This window comes from Bacteroides sp. 41_26 (genome assembly GCF_949740115.1).
GTDB lineage: Bacteria > Bacteroidota > Bacteroidia > Bacteroidales > Bacteroidaceae > Bacteroides > Bacteroides nordii.
This window is the reverse complement of record NZ_CATJGZ010000040.1, coordinates 15,099-33,385: the sequence shown is the minus strand read 5'-3', so window position 1 is coordinate 33,385 and position 18,287 is coordinate 15,099. Positions and strand designations below refer to the sequence as shown.

Below are 18,287 nucleotides of genomic sequence, written 5' to 3'. Positions count from 1 at the left end.
TTATGCAGTAATTCCTGTGTTTTGAAAATATTTAATATTATGAAAAAGTTTTTTGTAAATCTTCTGGTGATTTTTCTTCTTTCTATCACTTCATTCGGTACTTTGTATGCAAAGACTATTTTGCCTGGACTTATAGGTAATGATATGGTCTTGAAACAGAAATCAAAAGTTGCATTTTGGGGTTGGGACAAGCCAGGGACGGATATATCCGTAGAGACAAGTTGGAACAATAGGAAGTATGTGGCAAAAACCGGATTGGATGGTAAATGGAATATGTATATTTCTACCCCTGAAGCTGGAGGACCCTATCATATATTGATCAATGGAACGGACCGGATAGAACTGAATAATGTTTTAATAGGTGAAGTTTGGTTTACCAGTGGGCAATCTAATATGGGATGGTCAATCATAGAAGAAAAGAATGCTGAAAACATATTGAAAAATGCCGACCATGCTAATATTCGTTTGTTTCATGTTCCGCGTCATGTCTCAGACCGGAAGGAATCTGTTTTTGGTAAGAATGCTGTTTGGAAAGAATGTAATGCTGAAACTGTTCGACATTTCTCGGCTATGAGTTACCATTTTGCCGTTTTCTTACAAGAACAGTTAAATGTTCCGATTGGAATTATTTCTGCCTCTTGGGCCGGAACAGGTATTGAATCATGGCTTTCTTATGATTTACAGGCCTCTGACGATGATTTGAGAAAAGCGACAGACAGATGGTGGAAATGGAAGAAGGATTTTCCGCATGATAGCATTGCATACGCAGAGAAATTGGCTTTGCAGGAAGAAAATTTGGTAAAAGGTACTGCCCGGGAGATTGTCAAAAAACCGAAAAGTGTTCATATGCTGGAACGACCGCATTGTAAGCCCGGTTCCCTTTATAACGGAATGGTTCATCCTTGCATGCCCTATACCATATCCGGGCTGATCTGGTATCAAGGAGAAAATAGTGTGGAATGGGCCGATGAATACGAATATCAGTTACAGAGTATGATTGATAATTGGAGAGATAGTTTCCATTCGGATTTTCCTGTTCTTATCGGGCAGCTGACTAATTTTAATTATCCGTCTGCTGAGCGAGCAGCGATTTTAAGAGATGCACAGTTAAAGGCACGTGAGAAAAAAGATACTTATGTCATCTGTACGATTGATATTGGAAATGCGGATGATGTACATCCGGATGATAAATTACCTTTCGGACAGCGGTTTGCTGATATGGCGTTGAATAAGATATATGGGAGAAAAAACTTTGCAGATTATCCGGTAGCGGAGAAAGCGGTAGCTAAAGGAGATAAAATAGTAGTGAGTTTTAATCTTGTGAAAGAATTGTGCATAAAAGGAAAAGAGATAAATGATATTTGGGTGACTGATACCACCGGAAAGAAGCAAAAAGTGAAAGCTGTTGCTAAAAGAAATAAATTGATAATAGGTTGTGAAAATATTCAGAATCCGGCAAAAGTAAGTTATGCTGTAGAAAATAACGTGAACGCAAATCTATATAATAAAAATGGCTTACCGGCATTTCCTTTTACCTTACCGGTGAGAATATCTGAGAAATAAATAGAATGGAAAACTAATATTATGATATGATATGAGAAAGTGTGTATTGATTACTTTTTTATCGTTTGTTCTGTGCGGAGTGGAAGTTTGTGCAAAATCAATGGATTTTATAACTATAGAAACGGCCGGATTGAATATGTTTTTTACTCTTTCGGAAAATAAGAAGGTCTCTTTTCTGTATTTTGGAGATAGATTGGTTTCCGATAGCCGGACTACTGTTTTAAATAAGGAATACAAGCTCAGGCGTGATGGTCGTCCGCTTATACCGGAGATTTTTCCTACTTCCGGAGACTTTTTGGATCCTGCTTTACAGTTGACACACGCTGATGGAGTATTTACAACCGATTTATATTATGTGGAGCATAATACGATAAACGTGGATGATAATGTGTCCGAAACGATCATTCGGCTTAAAGATAAATTGTATCCTCTTTTTGTCAATGTTGTATTTAAGGCATATAAAAAGGAAAATATTATCGCTCAATACATAGAATTGGAAAATAGGGAAAATGATATTGTTAAGATTGAAAAAATAGCTTCGGCTTATCTTCCTTTACATCGTAAGTCTTATTATCTCACTCATTTTTATGGAGGATGGGGAACTGAAATGAAAATGAAAGAAGAGCAGTTGACACCGGGAACAAAGAGCATAGAAGCACGGACCGGAATTTTGACAACGGAGTCGGTGAATTCTTCTTTTATGCTTTCGGCAGATGCTCCGGCACAAGAAAGAGCTGGTGAGATATATGCCGGATCTTTAGCCTGGTCGGGGAATTATAAAATGACTTTCGAACTTGATAAATATGGTATATTGCATATGGTAGGAGGGATTAATCCATATGCTTCGATGCTCCTGATAGAACCGGGAAAGAAAATTAAAATGCCGGAAATGATTTGGACTTATAGCTCTTGCGGTCGTGGGCAGATTTCAAGAAATTATCATGACTGGTGTCGTAAGTACGCATTGGAGCATGGGAATGAGATACGTCCAGTTGTCTTGAACAGTTGGGAAGGCACTTATTTTAAGTTTGATGAGAAAAAGGTGAAAAGGATGATTGATGCCGCTGCTGATTTCGGTATTGAAATGTTTGTTCTTGATGATGGTTGGTTTGGTAATAAATATCCTCGCGATGATGATCGGTGTGGATTGGGAGATTGGCAGGTGAATAAGAAAAAACTTCCCGGGGGGATCGGTCATTTAGCCGATTATGCACATAAGAAAGGTGTAAAGTTCGGGATTTGGGTAGAGTTGGAAATGGTGAATCCTAAAAGTGAATTAGCCGAAAAACATCCGGAATGGATCGTTAGAAGCGGTAATCGGGAGCTTTTATTAGTTAGAAGCCAATGTGTATTGGATTTGACGAATCCGGAGGTACAGGATTTTATCGTCGAAACATTTGATGATATAGTAAGTAGTTCGCCTAATATTTCATACATCAAATGGGATTCGAACCGTTTTATCAATCGTGCCGGTTCGGAATATCTTCCGGCTGACAGGCAGTCTCATTTTTGGGTGGATTACATCAATGGTTTATATTCTGTTTATGACAGAGTACGTAAAAAATATCCGCATATCACTATTCAACTCTGTTCATCGGGTGGAGGACGCTTGGATTTTGGTGCCTTAAAGTATCATGATGAAGTTTGGGCCAGTGATAATACGAATCCGCTGAGCCGGATATTTATTCAATACGGTACTAATATGTTTTTTCCGGCTATCGCTACGGGTGCTCATGTTTCGATCAGTCCTAATCATCAAACAAAAATGCATGCATCGCTGAAGTATCGGTTTGATGTGGCTATGGCCGGACGTCTGGGCATGGAACTGCAACCTGAAGATTTGCAGGGCGATGAACGTGTTTTTGCTAAAAACGCGATAGAGACCTATAAACAGATTCGTCCGATAGTGCAGTTCGGTGACTTATACCGGCTTGTTTCGCCTTATGATGAGGGCGGATGGGCGGCATCCATGTATGTTGATAAAGATAAAAAAAATGCAGTTGTGTTTGCTTATAGTTTCGAATTTCACGGTAGAGATTGTTTCTTGGAATTTAAATTGGATGGCTTGGACGAAAAAAAGAAGTATAAACTGACAGAACTGAACAGAATGGGCAAGAAAAGTTCCTTTTGGGGAAATGACAAGATCTTTACAGGCGAAGAATTGATGAAGATGGGGATAAATGTAAATGATAGTGCCATGTTTGATAGCTTTGTTTTTATGATTACAGAAGTTAATTGATAATGTTAAAGAATCGGATTATGATAAGAAAATTTGTAGTGATTATTCTTGGATTATTGGGCATTACTGATTTATCCGCGATGATTAAGGTATCCGGTGTTTTTGCCGATAATATGGTTATTCAGAGGGATGCTCCTGTCAAAGTATGGGGATGGGGAGACAAAGGAGAACTGGTAACTGTGATATTTAATGGGCAAAACCAGAGAACCCGTACAAATAATGACGGTTATTGGGAACTTCAACTGAAAGAAATGCCTTTTGGCGGACCTTACGAGATGACTGTTTCAGGTAAAAGCAATGAGATTAAAATCAAAAATATTCTGATAGGAGACGTGTGGGTTTGTAGTGGACAGTCGAATATGGAATTCCAGGTAAAGTTGTCCGCAAATGCTCCAAAAGAGATTGAAGCGGCCAATTATCCGATGATTCGCTCTCTGAATGTTTCGCGGACTGTGAACGCATCGCCTCAAGAAGATATGGCAGGTGAGTGGGAAATCTGTTCTCCTTCTACTGTTGGCAATTTTACGGCTGTAGGATACTATTATGCGCGTGAGCTTTACAGACAATTGAATATTCCGATTGGAATTATACATTCGTCTTGGGGAGCTACCGGAGTAAGGACATGGACAAGCAGAAAAGCATTTGATATGCTTCCACCGGCAATGTCGGCCGATTATAATCAATTGGCATTAAATGATTTCGGAAAATTCCAAAAAGAGAATTCCGATAATAAGAAACAATTTGAAAAAGCACTGGCTAATGATATCGGTATGGCCGAGAAATGGTATGATCCGGAGACGGACATATCCTTGTGGAAAGAGGTAAATCTTCCCAGAGCGTGGATGGGAACAGAGCTGGGAACTTCGTTAGGAAATGTGTGGTATTGTAAGAAAATAAATCTTTCGGAAAAGGTGGTCGGAGAGTCCGGTACCATATCGTTGGGAGTTATTGACGACGGGGATATTGTCTGGATAAACGGTGTGAAAGTAGGAGAAGGATACGGTTACGATAAACGGCGTATTTATGATATACCCGAAGGGCTTTTGAAAGCAGGGGAGAATACGGTAACGGTTCGGGTTAGTAACTCCTCTCATACCGGAGGATTTATCTCCGAACCGGAGAACTATTATCTTGAAACAAAGGGGAAGAATAAATTTCATTTTCCTTTATCAGAAAAGTGGAAATATAAAAAGTCTGCTGTCAGCATGGATTATGGTTATGTGGAAATAGGGCCGAATATTGCACCTTCACTACTGTATAATGCGATGATTCATCCGTTGATAAAGTTTCGTATAAAGGGGGTGATCTGGTATCAGGGCGAACACGATACGGTTCGGGCTTATGCATACAGAACCATGTTTCCGAATCTGATAAATGACTGGCGTCGGCAATGGGGATATGAGTTTCCGTTTTATTGGGTATCGTTAGCGAATATAAATTCGGAGGATATCCTACCTAAGGATAGCCCATGGGCCGAATTACGCGAAGCACAAACAATGACGCTAACTTTACCGCAAACAGGACAGGCTGTTATTTATGATATCGGTGAAGCATATAATATACATCCGGTGAATAAACAGGAAGTGGGCAGACGGCTTGCGTTGGTGGCAATGAATAAAACATACGGTCAAACAGACACGGTATGTGAGGGACCTGTATATCAATCGTTTCGGAAGGAAAAGGATACAATTATTGTATCTTTTGATAACGCGGAAAAAGGCTTGTGTACTAAAAACAATAAATACGGATATGTCACAGGTTTTTCTATTGCCGGTAAAGACCGGAAGTTTGAGTGGGCGAAAGCTTATATCCAAGGGGATAAGGTAGTGGTGTTTTCGGATAGGGTAAAAGATCCTGTAGCTGTCCGTTATGCTTGGTCCAATAATCCGGGAGCCAATTTATATAACAAAGAAGGATTGTTGACAGTGCCTTTCCGCACTGATTCATGGGAGGAATGTACAAAAAATAAATAGTAATCTTAAAAAAAATATCAATGAAAAAGGTTATATTAAGTCTGCTATGTTTAATATGGGGAATGCAAGTGAACGCTGCCGATATGTCCATCTTGGATTTTGGCGCAAAACAGAATTCCCGGGATAATTCGGTAGCTATACAGGCTGCCATAGATAAATGCGCATTGAGTGGAGGGGGAACGGTGTATGTTCCTACGGGAACTTATCTAACTACAACGATATTCCTTAAGAGTAATGTTCATTTATTCCTGCACAATGGAGCTGTACTACAGGGGGTAACTGATCCTAAAGCCTACAAAGGACGTGCTATTGTTGTCGGAGAGAATATCAAAAATACTTCTATTCAGGGAGAAGGATGTATTGATGGACAAGGTAATCATAAAAACTTCCAGTTTGGTGATGATAAAGGTCGTCGCCCTCATGTTGTATTGTTCGAGAATTGTTCCAATGTCAAGGTAAAGGATGTATTTCTTTATAATTCGGCATCATGGACATTACGTTGTGCCAATAATGATGGGGTAATTGTGAACAATATAAGGATCTATTCTCATGGTAATCATAACTGTGACGGAATTGATATTAATAGCAGGAATGTCGTAATATCTGATTGTATCATAGACTGTGATGATGATGGCATTTGTTTTAAAACGGATATTCCCGGATTTGATGTGGAACATGTGACCGTGTCTAATTGTGTTATAGCTTCCAATTGCAATGGCATTAAGTTCGGTACCGGGTCTTTTGGTACTTTTCGGAATATAAGTATCAGTAACTGTGTTATACGGAAAGCCTCTGAAAATAATATTCGTAACTGGCCAAAGATGTTAAGGGGTATTTCAGCAGATACAACAGTTATTTCGGGTATAGCACTTGAGGTTGTTGACGGTGGGACGATGGATCGGGTGGTTATCAATAATATTTCGATGCAGGATGTACAGACTCCTTTGTTTATCCGTTTGGGAAATCGTAGGGGAAAAGGAGTATTAAAGAATATTATAGTTTCGAATATCGTGGCTGAGAATCAAAGTTTGATAACTTCATCGATAACAGGAATCCCCGGTAGCTATGTTGAAAATGTTACTCTCAGAGATATTATGTTTGGCTATACAGGAGGGGCGGATGAAAACGATGCTTCTATTGTTGTTCCGGAAAAGATAAATGAGTATCCCGAAAATAGAATGTTCGGTCCGGTACTGCCGGCTTACGGTCTGTATATTCGGCATGTAAAGAATCTGACGATGGAAAATATACAATGTCGTTTACGGAAGCCGGATTATAGACCCGCATTTATTTTTGATGATGTGCATAATGTAAGTCTGAATAATTTTCAGGTCGATCTACCTCAGGGAGAGACTCCTATAGTATATCTGAATGAGTCTTCGGATGTTGTGTTTTCCGGATTTCGTACATCGGAAGAGGTTCCTTTATTCTTAAAGATCGATGGTGAAAAGAGCAGGCATATCGATGTCAGATCCGTCAATTTTGATAGAGTCCGGAAAAAGGCGGAATGTGGGGAAACAGTAAAAGAAGGAACAATTTACTAAACAAATTCTATATTATAATAAAATGGAAAAACACACGGAAAATGGTATTAAATGTTGGAATTTAGGATTCTTTCAACAAAGATTCCTATATCTATGTTTGGTATTCCTGCTCGTCTCAATGGTATCTATATGGGCTGGGAATACGATCGAGTCTACTTTTGCAAACGTAAAGACATTGAAAGGTACAGTAGTAGACTCAAAGGGAGAGCCTCTTATCGGAGCTACTGTATTGGTTCAAGGTACAACATTGGGAACGATTACGGATGTAGAAGGAAAATTCTCTGTTCAGGCTTCGGTAGGTGCTACTCTTGAATTTTCATATTTAGGTTATAGTACGGTAATTTATAAAGTAAAAACCTTGGGTGATATTTTTATTACTATGACTGAAGATGTCCATATGGTAGAAGAGGTCGTAGTAGTAGGTTATGGAGTACAGAAGAAAGAGACTGTTACGGGAGCAATATCTTCTGTGAATACGAAGGCATTGGTACAGTCGTCTCAGGCTAATATCAGTAATGCTCTTGTCGGGCGTTTGCCTGGGCTTACAGCTGTTCAGAAATCAGGTGAACCGGGGAATGACCAATCTATTATCCGAATCCGTGGCATTGGTTCTTTTGCAGGTTCTTATGATAGTGATTTACAGAATCCTTTGGTGATGGTGGATGGAATAGAAGTGGCAAACTATAATAATATCGATCCGAATGAAATTGAAAATGTCGCTATTTTGAAGGATGCTTCGGCTACGGCGGTATATGGGGTACGCGGTGCTAATGGAGTGATACTGATAACCACCAAACGAGGAATGGTAGAGAAACCTAAATTGAGTGTATCGACCAGTTATGCCATAAATTCATTTACGAATTTACGCGAGCCGATGGATGCATATAATTGGGCTGTTCAACTAAATGAAACACGGAAATATGACGGTTATTTGACTGGAAACTACGATCCGGTATTTACGGATGAGGAGATTCGGAAGTTTAAAGATAATTCCGATCCTGTATTTTATCCGAATACGAATTGGGTGGATATGCTGTTTAAGGAAACAAGTCTTCAAACTCAGCATAATATTAACTTAAGAGGAGGTACGGAAAGAGTGAAGTATTTTGCTTCATTAGGCGTTTTTACACAAGGTGGTATGTATAATAATACAGATCTGGTACCTGATTATGATGCACAAGTACGTTATAAAAGATATAATTTTCGCACGAATTTTGATTTTAAGGTAACAAAACGACTCGATGTAACGCTGAATGTATCTGATCAGCTGGAATTTGTCAATCGCCCTAATGAGGATACCGGAGTTGTTCTTTCGTATGCTTTTGCACATCCGCCTACATCGGGGCCGGGAGTTGTGGATGGTAAAGTGATTGAAAACTTGGATGGTCGGTATAATTATTCCAGAAATCCTGTAACGCGAATAATGATCAATAGCGGGGCATTAAAGAACTATTCCAATCAGTTGAATGTTTCGGTGAAACCAACTTACGATCTTGGTTTTCTACTTAAAGGTCTGAGTGTTCACGCTATGATTTCATATCAACAATGGAATTGGCACAGTACCCGGTATTACAAAGAGGTTCAAACTTATAAAGCTGTGAAAAAACCGGACGGTTCACCGAGTTTCCTTCCTCAAGGGACTCCGTCGCCTTATGGGCTTACTGAATCTCTTAGTCAAAGAGGAAGGACTTATTTTGAAGCCGGAGTGAATTATTCGGGAGAATTTGGTGATCATAAGGTAAGTGCTTTGATGTTGTATAATCAAACAAAAGATAATAATCCCAATTTATTATATAAGATTCCGAGTGCTTATACCGGTTTGGTAGGTCGTATTACTTATTCTTATAAAAACAGGTATCTTGCTGAATTTAATGCCGGGTATAATGGTACTGAGAATTTTGCAAAAGGACATCGGTTCGGGTTCTTTCCTGCATATTCTTTAGGATGGGTATTGAGCGAAGAAAGTTTCTTCCCGGAAAATAAGATTGTGACTTATGTTAAAATCAGAGGTTCCTATGGTGAGGTTGGAAATGATAAGATTGGAGGCCAACGCTTTCTCTATTTGCCTACTGCTTACACTTATAACAGTTCGGATAATAATTCGAATGCTACGGCAAGCAATAATGCTTATCATTTTGGAACAATCGGTCTCGATTATAAAAAATGGGATCTGACAGCATCGGAAGGAAAATTAGGGAATCCTGATTTAACATGGGAACGTGCGAAGAAAATGAATATCGGAGTAGACCTTTATTTTTGGGAAGGGCGAATTAAATTTACGGGAGATTATTTTAGAGAATTGAGAGATAATATCCTGGCGAATAGAGGTAGTGTACCTGTCATTGTCGGAGCTGATTTACCTGCTTATAATTTGGGTAAAATGAAGAATTATGGTTTTGACGGTGAAATATCTTATAATGACCGTATCGGTGATTTTAATTATTGGATAAAAGGGCTGTTTACTTTTGCCCGTAATGAGATATTGAAAATGGATGAGGTTGACAGGGCCTATCCGTATATGCAGCGGACAGGGAAACCGTTTGAACAGTATTTCGGACTTATTGCTGAAGGATTTTATAATACTTGGGAGGAGGTAAATGATCCGAATCGTCCGGTATCTATCTGGAATAACAATAAGTTGCAACCGGGTGATGTCAAATATAAGGATGTGAATGGAGATGGTATCATTAATAATAATGATATGGTTCCTATTGGCTATAGCCCTTTCCCTGAGATCTCATATGGATTTTCATTGGGAGGTAGTTATAAGAATTTTGATTTTTCCGTTTTATTTCAAGGAGCGGCAAACTCTTCGAAAAAGGCTTCGAAGAAATTCTATCAAGGCTGGCAACAAGATGGATCGGCCTTGGATTTCTTGAAAGATTGGAGTTGGACTCAAGAAAAATATGAAAGAGGGGAGAATATAACATTTCCACATGTTTCGGCTAACAGGTCACAGGAACATAATTATCAGAATTCGACTTTATGGATACGTGATTCAAAATATCTGCGTTTGAAAAATGTGGAATTGGGATATACATTTACCAATTCGATATTGAAAAAAGTACATATTGAGTCGGCGCGTATATATGTGAATGGAACGAATCTGCTTACTTGGAGCGGACTGTGGAAAGGTGAAGATCCGGAAGTTCCTTCTTATAACGATAATAATTATGAACCATATCCTTTAGTAAGAACGGTTAATATGGGACTTAACATTAATTTCTAATACACAATAAAAATGGAAAAAAAATATATAAAAACCGCTGTTCTATTTTTAAGTATATTCTTGAATACAATATGTTTATCATGTGATGGATATTTGGAGAAACCTCCCGGAGTGGATGTTACTGAAGATACGATTTTTTCGTCACCGATACAAATCGATTATTTCGTTGCCGGAACTTATTTTATGGGAGTAAAAAGTGATTTTCCATACTGGAACCAACATGATATGAGTGATATCGGTTCGGGAGCTGCAACAGATGAAGCCGAGATAACCCAGGGTTGGTACTGGTGTCAAGCTCCGTGGAACGCTGGAGGAATGAATCCTAGTAATACAGGGGATCTTAGGTTTGCCACTCACTGGAAAGCTATACGAAGAGCTAATACGATATTGGAACGCATAGATGATGCTCCTTTTCAAGATGATGCTTTCAAACGTCGTGTCAAAGGAGAAGGGTATTGTATCCGAGCACTTAATTATTTTGAGCTGTTTCGTAAATATGGAGGTGTCCCGATTCTTCGTGAACGTGTTGCTTTAGGAGGGGATCTTAAAATTCCACGGAATACGGTTCAAGAGGTCGTTCAATTTATTTTGGATGATTGCAAAGAAGCTATAAGACTTTTACCGAAACCAAATGAGTTAAATACTTCCGAAAGAGGGAGACTCACTAATTTGGCTGCAATGTGTTTGAAAGCCAGAACTTTACTCTATGCTGCGAGTCCCACTTTTAATACAGATAAACCTTATCTGAATTTTGGTGCAAATAATGATCTGATAGTTTTAGGAAATTATGATAAAGAGCGCTGGAAAGCGGCAGCAGATGCCGCTAAAGATGTTCTTGATGAGGCTACCAAGACAGGTGTGGCTCTTGTAAAAGGAAGGAAGGATGAAAGCGGTAAGGATATATCCTATTTATACGTATGGGATAATCCGGATAATGAAGAGGTAATTCTTGCTGATCAGTGTAGAGGAAAAGTCGGTACAGGACACTTTCCATGGAATGGACACATACCGAGTGTTGTCGGAGGCTCGGGAGGAGGACTTTGTATGACATTTAATTTTGTTATGAAATATGAGAAGAAAGATGGAACTCAGCAGACATGGAATATGAATGGAGGAGATGATCTGATGCAAAAATATGAAGAATTGGATCCTCGTTTCAGACAGACGGCAACTTATCATGGTCAACCTTGGAATTCTACGGATAATCTTTCTATGGACATGTCTCAGACTGGCAATGATAAATGTATTACAGGGCAATATATGCATAAACCGGTACCACTTTCAGTTAGCCGGAGAGATAATGTGCAGGTTGAACCTAAAGGATGTATTTTTAGATTGGCAGAATTCTATTTAAGTTACGCGGAAGCTTTGAATGAATATTATGATACTCCGCCTACAGAGGCTTATGATGCTGTGGACGAAATTCGTAAGCGGGCGGGTATGCCTTCTTTATCTCGGAATCTGACTCAGGAAGAATTCAGAGAAAAAGTGCGGAATGAAAGAGCTATAGAGTTGTGTATGGAAGGACATCGTTTGTTTGATGTCAGACGTTGGGAAATATGTGAACAGGAAGGGATTATGAAAGGCGATATGTACGGAATTAAAATCTATAAGATAGATGGTACGAAAGAATGTCGATATGAACCTTATGTTTTTGAAGTGAGAACTTTCAACCGTAAGATGTATAGGCATCCGTTTTCTACCGGTGAAATGGATAAAGGTTATCTAATTCAAAATCCGGGATATTGATATGGTTATATTTCTTGAACTTTTAAATAGATATTATGAATTCGATGTTTAAATATATAATGTGTTTTGCTTTTCTTTCCATATCTGTTTCCACTTTTGCTGTAAATGACAGTATATGTGCCGAAACTTCCATTGGATACGATGTACAGGAAAGATATAAAACGAGCAGTGCTATTTCTTCTGTCCGTGGAAATGAACTTTCGAAATCTTTTACTCCTAATTTGCTTAATTCGTTGGCCGGCCGTTTACCGGGACTAACGATTAGTCAAGGTTCGGATGAGACTGGAGTTATTGATAATAAATTGTTTATACGAGGACTTGGTACTTTTCAGGGATTGACTGAACCTTTGATTGTTATTGATGGCTTTGTAACCCAATATATTGATGGAGATGGATATCTGAGAACACTTTTGTCTCAACTGATGCCGGAGGAAATAGAATCGGTAACTTTATTGAAAGACGCGTCCGCAACGGCAATTTATGGATTGAGAGGGGCTAATGGGGTTTTACTGATAAATACTAAGAGAGGTTTAAATTCTCCGTTAAAAATAAATTTTACTGCACAGATTGGATTCCAACAGCCAACCCGGATGCCGAATTTTTTAGATTCGTATGATTATGCACGTCTTTACAATGAGGCTTATGGTTATGCGAATAATGGTGCTCAGTTTTATGATGAGGATGCTTTGAATGCTTATAAAAACGGTACGGATAAGTATCTGTATCCGAATGTGGATTGGTACGACGAGACCTTACGGAAAACAGCCGAGATGTATAAAGTCGGTTTGAATTTTCAAGGAGGAAATAATATTGTAAAATATTTTGTGTTGTTAAATTATTTGGGAAATTCCGGATTACTCAGACGTACGGCTGATATGTCTGATAAAACCAAGAACCAGCATTATAATCGATACAATATCCGTTCTAATATGGATGTGAATATTACAAAAAACTTATCTGCTCATATTACATTGGGAATTGCTATCGAAGACAAAATAACTCCGGGAGGGACAGATGCTGGTAAGAATACGAATGATCTTTTTAACCGTATACAACAGCTTCCGCCTAATTCATTTCCTGTAATGAATCCTAATAATTCATGGGGAGGAAGCAGTAATTGGTCTAATCCGTTGGCTAATATTACAGAACGTGGCTATTGGAAACAAAATTCGAGAAATATTAATTCTGCTTTAAGGTTGACGGAGAAGTTGGATATGCTGCTTCCCGGACTTAGTGTTTCCGGTGCTATATCTTTTAATAGTTATTATTTGGGATATTCTAATAGATATGCTAATTATGAGTATTATGCGCTGACGGGTAAAGATGTTGAAGGAAAATATCTGTATTCTGAACCTTTTGGTAAAAAAGAACAGTTAACGATTGATGATTCAATGTCCGATCAATGGAGGAATACGACGGTAGAGGGATCATTGAATTATAAAGGTTCTTTTGGCAGAAACGATATAGATGCTTTACTTTTATATTCGTATGAGAATGAGACATACGGACAACAACAACCTTTTATACATGTCGGTATGGGAGCACGTATGACTTATGCATATGCCCGAAAATATATAGGTGAGTTTTCTATGGGATTACAAGCTGCTGAAACGTTTAAAAATGGAAATCGCGCCGGATTTTTCCCGGCAGGGTCTATCGCTTGGGTTATTTCAGAGGAAGATTTTTTGAAAGAAAATAATTTGATAAGACTTTTGAAACTCAGGGCATCATATGGTTTGACCGGAAATGATAAGATTAATGGTGACAGACGCTTTATGTATGATCAGGAATATGGAGGAGCAGACGGGTATAATTTTGGAATTAGTAATAGTAATTTTTCCGGTTTCAGACAGCTTAGATTGGCCAATCCGGATATTTCATGGGAGAAAGATAAAAAGATGAATATAGGATTTGAGGCGAATTTAGGAGGAAAATTAGATCTTTCGTTCGATTATTTTCACAATCGTAGGTCGAGTATCTTATGTTTACCGAATCGGAGTATTCCTTCTTATATGGGAGCAGAATTACCGTATCTGAATATTGGAAAAACTAAAAATACCGGTTTTGAAGCATCTATTACTTATCATGACCGTATCGGTAAAGATTTTGAATATTATATAAAGACAGATATGTGGATGGCCAAGAATGAGATATTATATATGTCTGAAGATATTAGGGCCGAGAATAATGGACATTTGTATAAGACGGGGCATCGTATCAACCAACCTTTTTATTTGGAATCATTGGGGTATTACACACAAGAGGATATTGATAATCCGGACGTTGCAAAACCAACATGGAAAGAGGTTGTTCCTGGAGATTTGAAGTATAAAGATTGGAATGGAGATGGGATTATCGATAATAATGACAGTGCTCCTTTCGGTTATACGAATATTCCGGAAATAACGCTTGGGGTGAATCTCGGATTTTCATATAGGAACATAGATTTTTCGGCATTTTTCCATGCAGCGTTGAATAGGAATGTGTATTTGGATGCTAGTTATTACAAGGCTTTTCAAAACAATGGTTCTGTTTCGGAATTTGCATTGAACCGGTGGACTTCGGACGAGACAGCACATACCGCAACCTATCCCCGGCTTTCTCTTACTAATGAACAAAATAATTATAGAACATCTACTTTTTGGATGCGTAATGGTAATTTTTTGAAATTGAGAGATGTAGAAGTCGGATATACTTTTAAAAATATTATTCCCGCAACAAAAGCCGATTTAAGGGTTTTTGTGAATGGAACCAATCTTTTTGCTGTGGATAATGTTGACGGATATGATTCAGAAAGGATTGGAGGTTATCCTGCAGTAAGAACGGTGAGTTTAGGAGCAAATATTCAGTTTTGATAAATACGAGAAAAAATGAGAAGTACGATAAATAAATATAATCTTATTTTTATGTTGTTCTTGTTTGGAGCATGTTCTGATCTGGACAGAGAATATTCGACCACTATGAATGAAGAGGCGATTGCCGTGGAATATGGCAATTTGCAGAAACAGGTTACTCATCTGTATGCAGGTATGCGTGACGGACATTATTTGATTGATAATGCGATGATGGCTTCGTTAAGTGATGAGGCCGAATATACCTTGCAGGGTAATGCGCAAGTCTTTAATTCCGGTTCTTGGAATCAGTATGTTAATCCGGATGATTTGTGGGCACATTATTATTCTTATATACGTCGTATAAATACCTATTTGGAATCTTCGGAAAAGTTTGAAGTGAATCTGGACGCATATAAATTTGATCCGAGTGAAAACGCACAAGAGATTTATAAAACGCGATTGAAGGATATTACCAATTGGAAAAAAGAAGCCCGTTTTTTAAGAGCTTATTATCATTTTGAATTGGTAAAACGTTATGGCGGCATTCCGATTATGAAAACAGCTTTACCGTTGGATGCAGATTTTAAAAATATTCATCGAAATACGTTGCAAGAATGCGTTGATTTTATAGTTAATGAATGTTCTATTTTGGGTGGAGAAGGCGAAAATGGTGATGAAGATGCTTTACCAATAACTTATAATAATGATAATTTAGGAAGAGTGACAAGAGGGGCTGCTTTGGCTTTAAAAAGTCGGTTATTGCTATATGCGGCCAGTGATTTGTGGAATACGGATTCATGGGCACAAGGATATTCACATCCCGAACTGGTGACCTTAGAACAGAAAGACCGTAGGGGCAGATGGGCAGAGGCCGCCGCAGCAGCTAAAGCAGTAATTGATTTGTCTGCCGAAGCCGGTTATGGACTAATGGAACGTTATTCGGATTTGGGAAAAGTAACTCAAAGCCCAGAATTGATATTGGTACGACGTATAAGCGGAAATACCAATACGTTTGAAAAATTGAATTTTCCGGCCGGATTTCCTAATGGGGAAGGACGAGTTACTCCTTCACAGAATTTGGTGGATGATTATGAAATGATTGATGGCAGTAAGTTTGATTGGAATAATCCGGAACACGCACTCTCTCCTTATAGTAATCGTGATCCCCGTTTGGCCTTGTCGATATATACCAATGGCTCTTCATTTAAAAATACAACTATAGAAACATTTGATGGAGGGGCACACAAAAGGATTAAGAACGGGACAATGACCGGATATTATTTGAGAAAGTTTGTAGATTCTAATATCGATTTGGTGGTGAATGGTACAAGTAATCATCCCTGGGTGATCTTTCGTATTTCCGAGATTTACTTGAACTATGCTGAGGCTTTGAATGAGAGTAATCCCGGACATCCGGATATTCTGACTTATGTGAATAAAACAAGAGGCCGTTCTGATGTTAAGATGATTCCGATTGGAGATACGGATCAGGATGTGTTACGTAAAAGAATAAGAAATGAGAGACGGATTGAATTAGCTTTTGAGGATCATCGTTTATGGGACGCCCGGAGATGGATGATTGCGACGGATGTGCTTAATGCTGATTTGACAGGTGTTGAGATACGTAAGAATGAAAATGAAACATTTACTTATAAAAAAATCAATGTTGAAAAGAGAGTCTTTTCACCTAAAATGTATTTCTATCCTATACCGGGATCGGTCATTTTGAATGAGCAAGTAATGGCTGCTGGTTGGCCGCAAAATCCATTATGGTAAATTTCTTAACGAATAAAAATATAAAGTATATGAAAAAGATGATATATAGAGCATTGTCATTGTTGCTGGTTATCTTGTTACATGCATGTGAATATAAAGATATTTATGATGCAGGATCTGAATATCCGGTTGATAAAGTATACATAGCGGGGACTTATGAAAGTATTATTTATAAGGTTGATCAGATTGTAGAAACAGAAAATGCTCCGTTTCGTTATAAAATCGATGTAGAGAATAATAAGGTTTTGATACCTTTGGGTATATACCGGTCATCGGTATGGAGTAATAATGATGTGAGTGTTGAATTGGGTATTGATAATGATACGATACCTGCTCTTATCGATTCGGAGGAATTAGTGGGTGAAGATGGTACTATTCCCGAAATTCTGCCTGCAGATAAATATCGGTTGGATACGGAAATACATATTGCAAAGGGAGAAGATTTGGGACAATTGAATTTAACTGTGGATATTCCTTTTTTATTGGATAATCTGGATAAAAGATATGTATTAGGCATAAGGATACTAAATTCGAACGCAGAGATCAATGAAAAAATGAGTCTTATTGTTGTCGACATTACAGCGGGGTTTATAGAGCCTCAACCGGACTTCACTTTCGAAATGGACGAAAAGAAACCATTTGAGGTCTCTTTCTCCAATAAATCTGTTTTCTGCCTGGATTATGAATGGGATTTTGATGACGGGTCGTCAACGGTTAACGAGAAAGAGCCTCAGAAGCATGTGTTTCCCGGGGTTGGAATTTATAATGTAAAACTGACTTCGAAGGGTACGCGTGGAAATCTGGTTACAAAAGAAAAAGTGGTTCATATTTGGGAGGATATTACGGATATCTACATTAAAAATGGTGGAAATCCTTTCCAGAAAGCAGGATTGGTTTCCGGACGTGTTGACTGCCTGAAAGATTGGACCTGTACTGAAAATGTATTGTCGACTTATAATTCGTCTAAGAAGATATATGTAGGCGGTTATCAGGGAGATAATGGTGGAGTGATGGATTTTTATGCAAATAAAGCAACGACGGGTGCATTGGAAAATGCTAAAATTTATCAAACCACGGATTTACCGGAAGGGGCTTATTATGCTGCTTTTGTTCCGTTTAGTTTTGTTGGAAAAAATAATTGTTATTTTGTAGTAGCTAAGGGAGTGGAACTTCCTGATATTGACGATGTGGAAAGTAATCCTAATGTTATTGCTTATCTTCATTGGGATGAAACAATAGAGATAACAAAACAGGGTATGGAATTTGAAGTATTGGCAAGCGGACCTGTGACAATCGGTTTTGTTGTATCTAATGATGAGGGAGGACGTGTCAAAATAAAATCGGTTTCTTTAGCTAAATAATTAAGTAAATGATGGATAT

General features: G+C 38.4%; 9 protein-coding genes. All 9 read left to right on the top strand.

The window, feature by feature from the left end; all coding sequences use genetic code 11:
- The first annotated feature begins 39 nt into the window (after nt 1-39).
- Nucleotides 40-1,563, top strand: a complete 1,524-nt coding sequence (locus QX565_RS01310) for a sialate O-acetylesterase (RefSeq protein ID WP_289290817.1) — start codon at nt 40-42, stop codon at nt 1,561-1,563.
- 31 nt (nt 1,564-1,594) lie between these two features.
- Nucleotides 1,595-3,802 (top strand): alpha-galactosidase, encoded by a 2,208-nt coding sequence (locus QX565_RS01305; RefSeq protein WP_414429710.1) that lies wholly within the window; start codon nt 1,595-1,597, stop codon nt 3,800-3,802.
- 20 nt (nt 3,803-3,822) lie between these two features.
- Nucleotides 3,823-5,775, top strand: coding sequence for a sialate O-acetylesterase (locus QX565_RS01300; protein WP_289290814.1), 1,953 nt, complete (start codon nt 3,823-3,825; stop codon nt 5,773-5,775).
- A gap of 20 nt (nt 5,776-5,795) precedes the next feature.
- Complete coding sequence (locus QX565_RS01295) at nt 5,796-7,319, top strand: glycoside hydrolase family 28 protein (protein WP_289290812.1); 1,524 nt, start codon at nt 5,796-5,798, stop codon at nt 7,317-7,319.
- A 22-nt stretch (nt 7,320-7,341) separates the two neighbouring features.
- The gene (locus tag QX565_RS01290; RefSeq protein ID WP_289290811.1) at nt 7,342-10,548 is read left to right on the top strand and encodes a SusC/RagA family TonB-linked outer membrane protein; all 3,207 of its coding nucleotides are present in this window, start codon (nt 7,342-7,344) and stop codon (nt 10,546-10,548) included.
- 93 nt (nt 10,549-10,641) lie between these two features.
- Nucleotides 10,642-12,297 carry a RagB/SusD family nutrient uptake outer membrane protein gene (locus tag QX565_RS01285; protein ID WP_289290810.1) on the top strand — a complete coding sequence of 552 codons (1,656 nt, stop codon included), beginning with the start codon at nt 10,642-10,644 and terminating at the stop codon, nt 12,295-12,297.
- Between the two features lie 44 nt (nt 12,298-12,341).
- On the top strand, nt 12,342-15,152 hold the full coding sequence (locus QX565_RS01280) for a SusC/RagA family TonB-linked outer membrane protein (RefSeq protein WP_289290808.1): 2,811 nt from the start codon (nt 12,342-12,344) through the stop codon (nt 15,150-15,152).
- 15 nt (nt 15,153-15,167) lie between these two features.
- The gene (locus tag QX565_RS01275) at nt 15,168-16,907 is read left to right on the top strand and encodes a RagB/SusD family nutrient uptake outer membrane protein (protein ID WP_289290806.1); all 1,740 of its coding nucleotides are present in this window, start codon (nt 15,168-15,170) and stop codon (nt 16,905-16,907) included.
- Between the two features lie 29 nt (nt 16,908-16,936).
- Nucleotides 16,937-18,268: a DUF5013 domain-containing protein gene (locus QX565_RS01270; protein WP_025867719.1), complete on the top strand. Its 1,332-nt coding sequence runs from the start codon at nt 16,937-16,939 to the stop codon at nt 18,266-18,268.
- Nucleotides 18,269-18,287 lie beyond the last annotated feature (19 nt).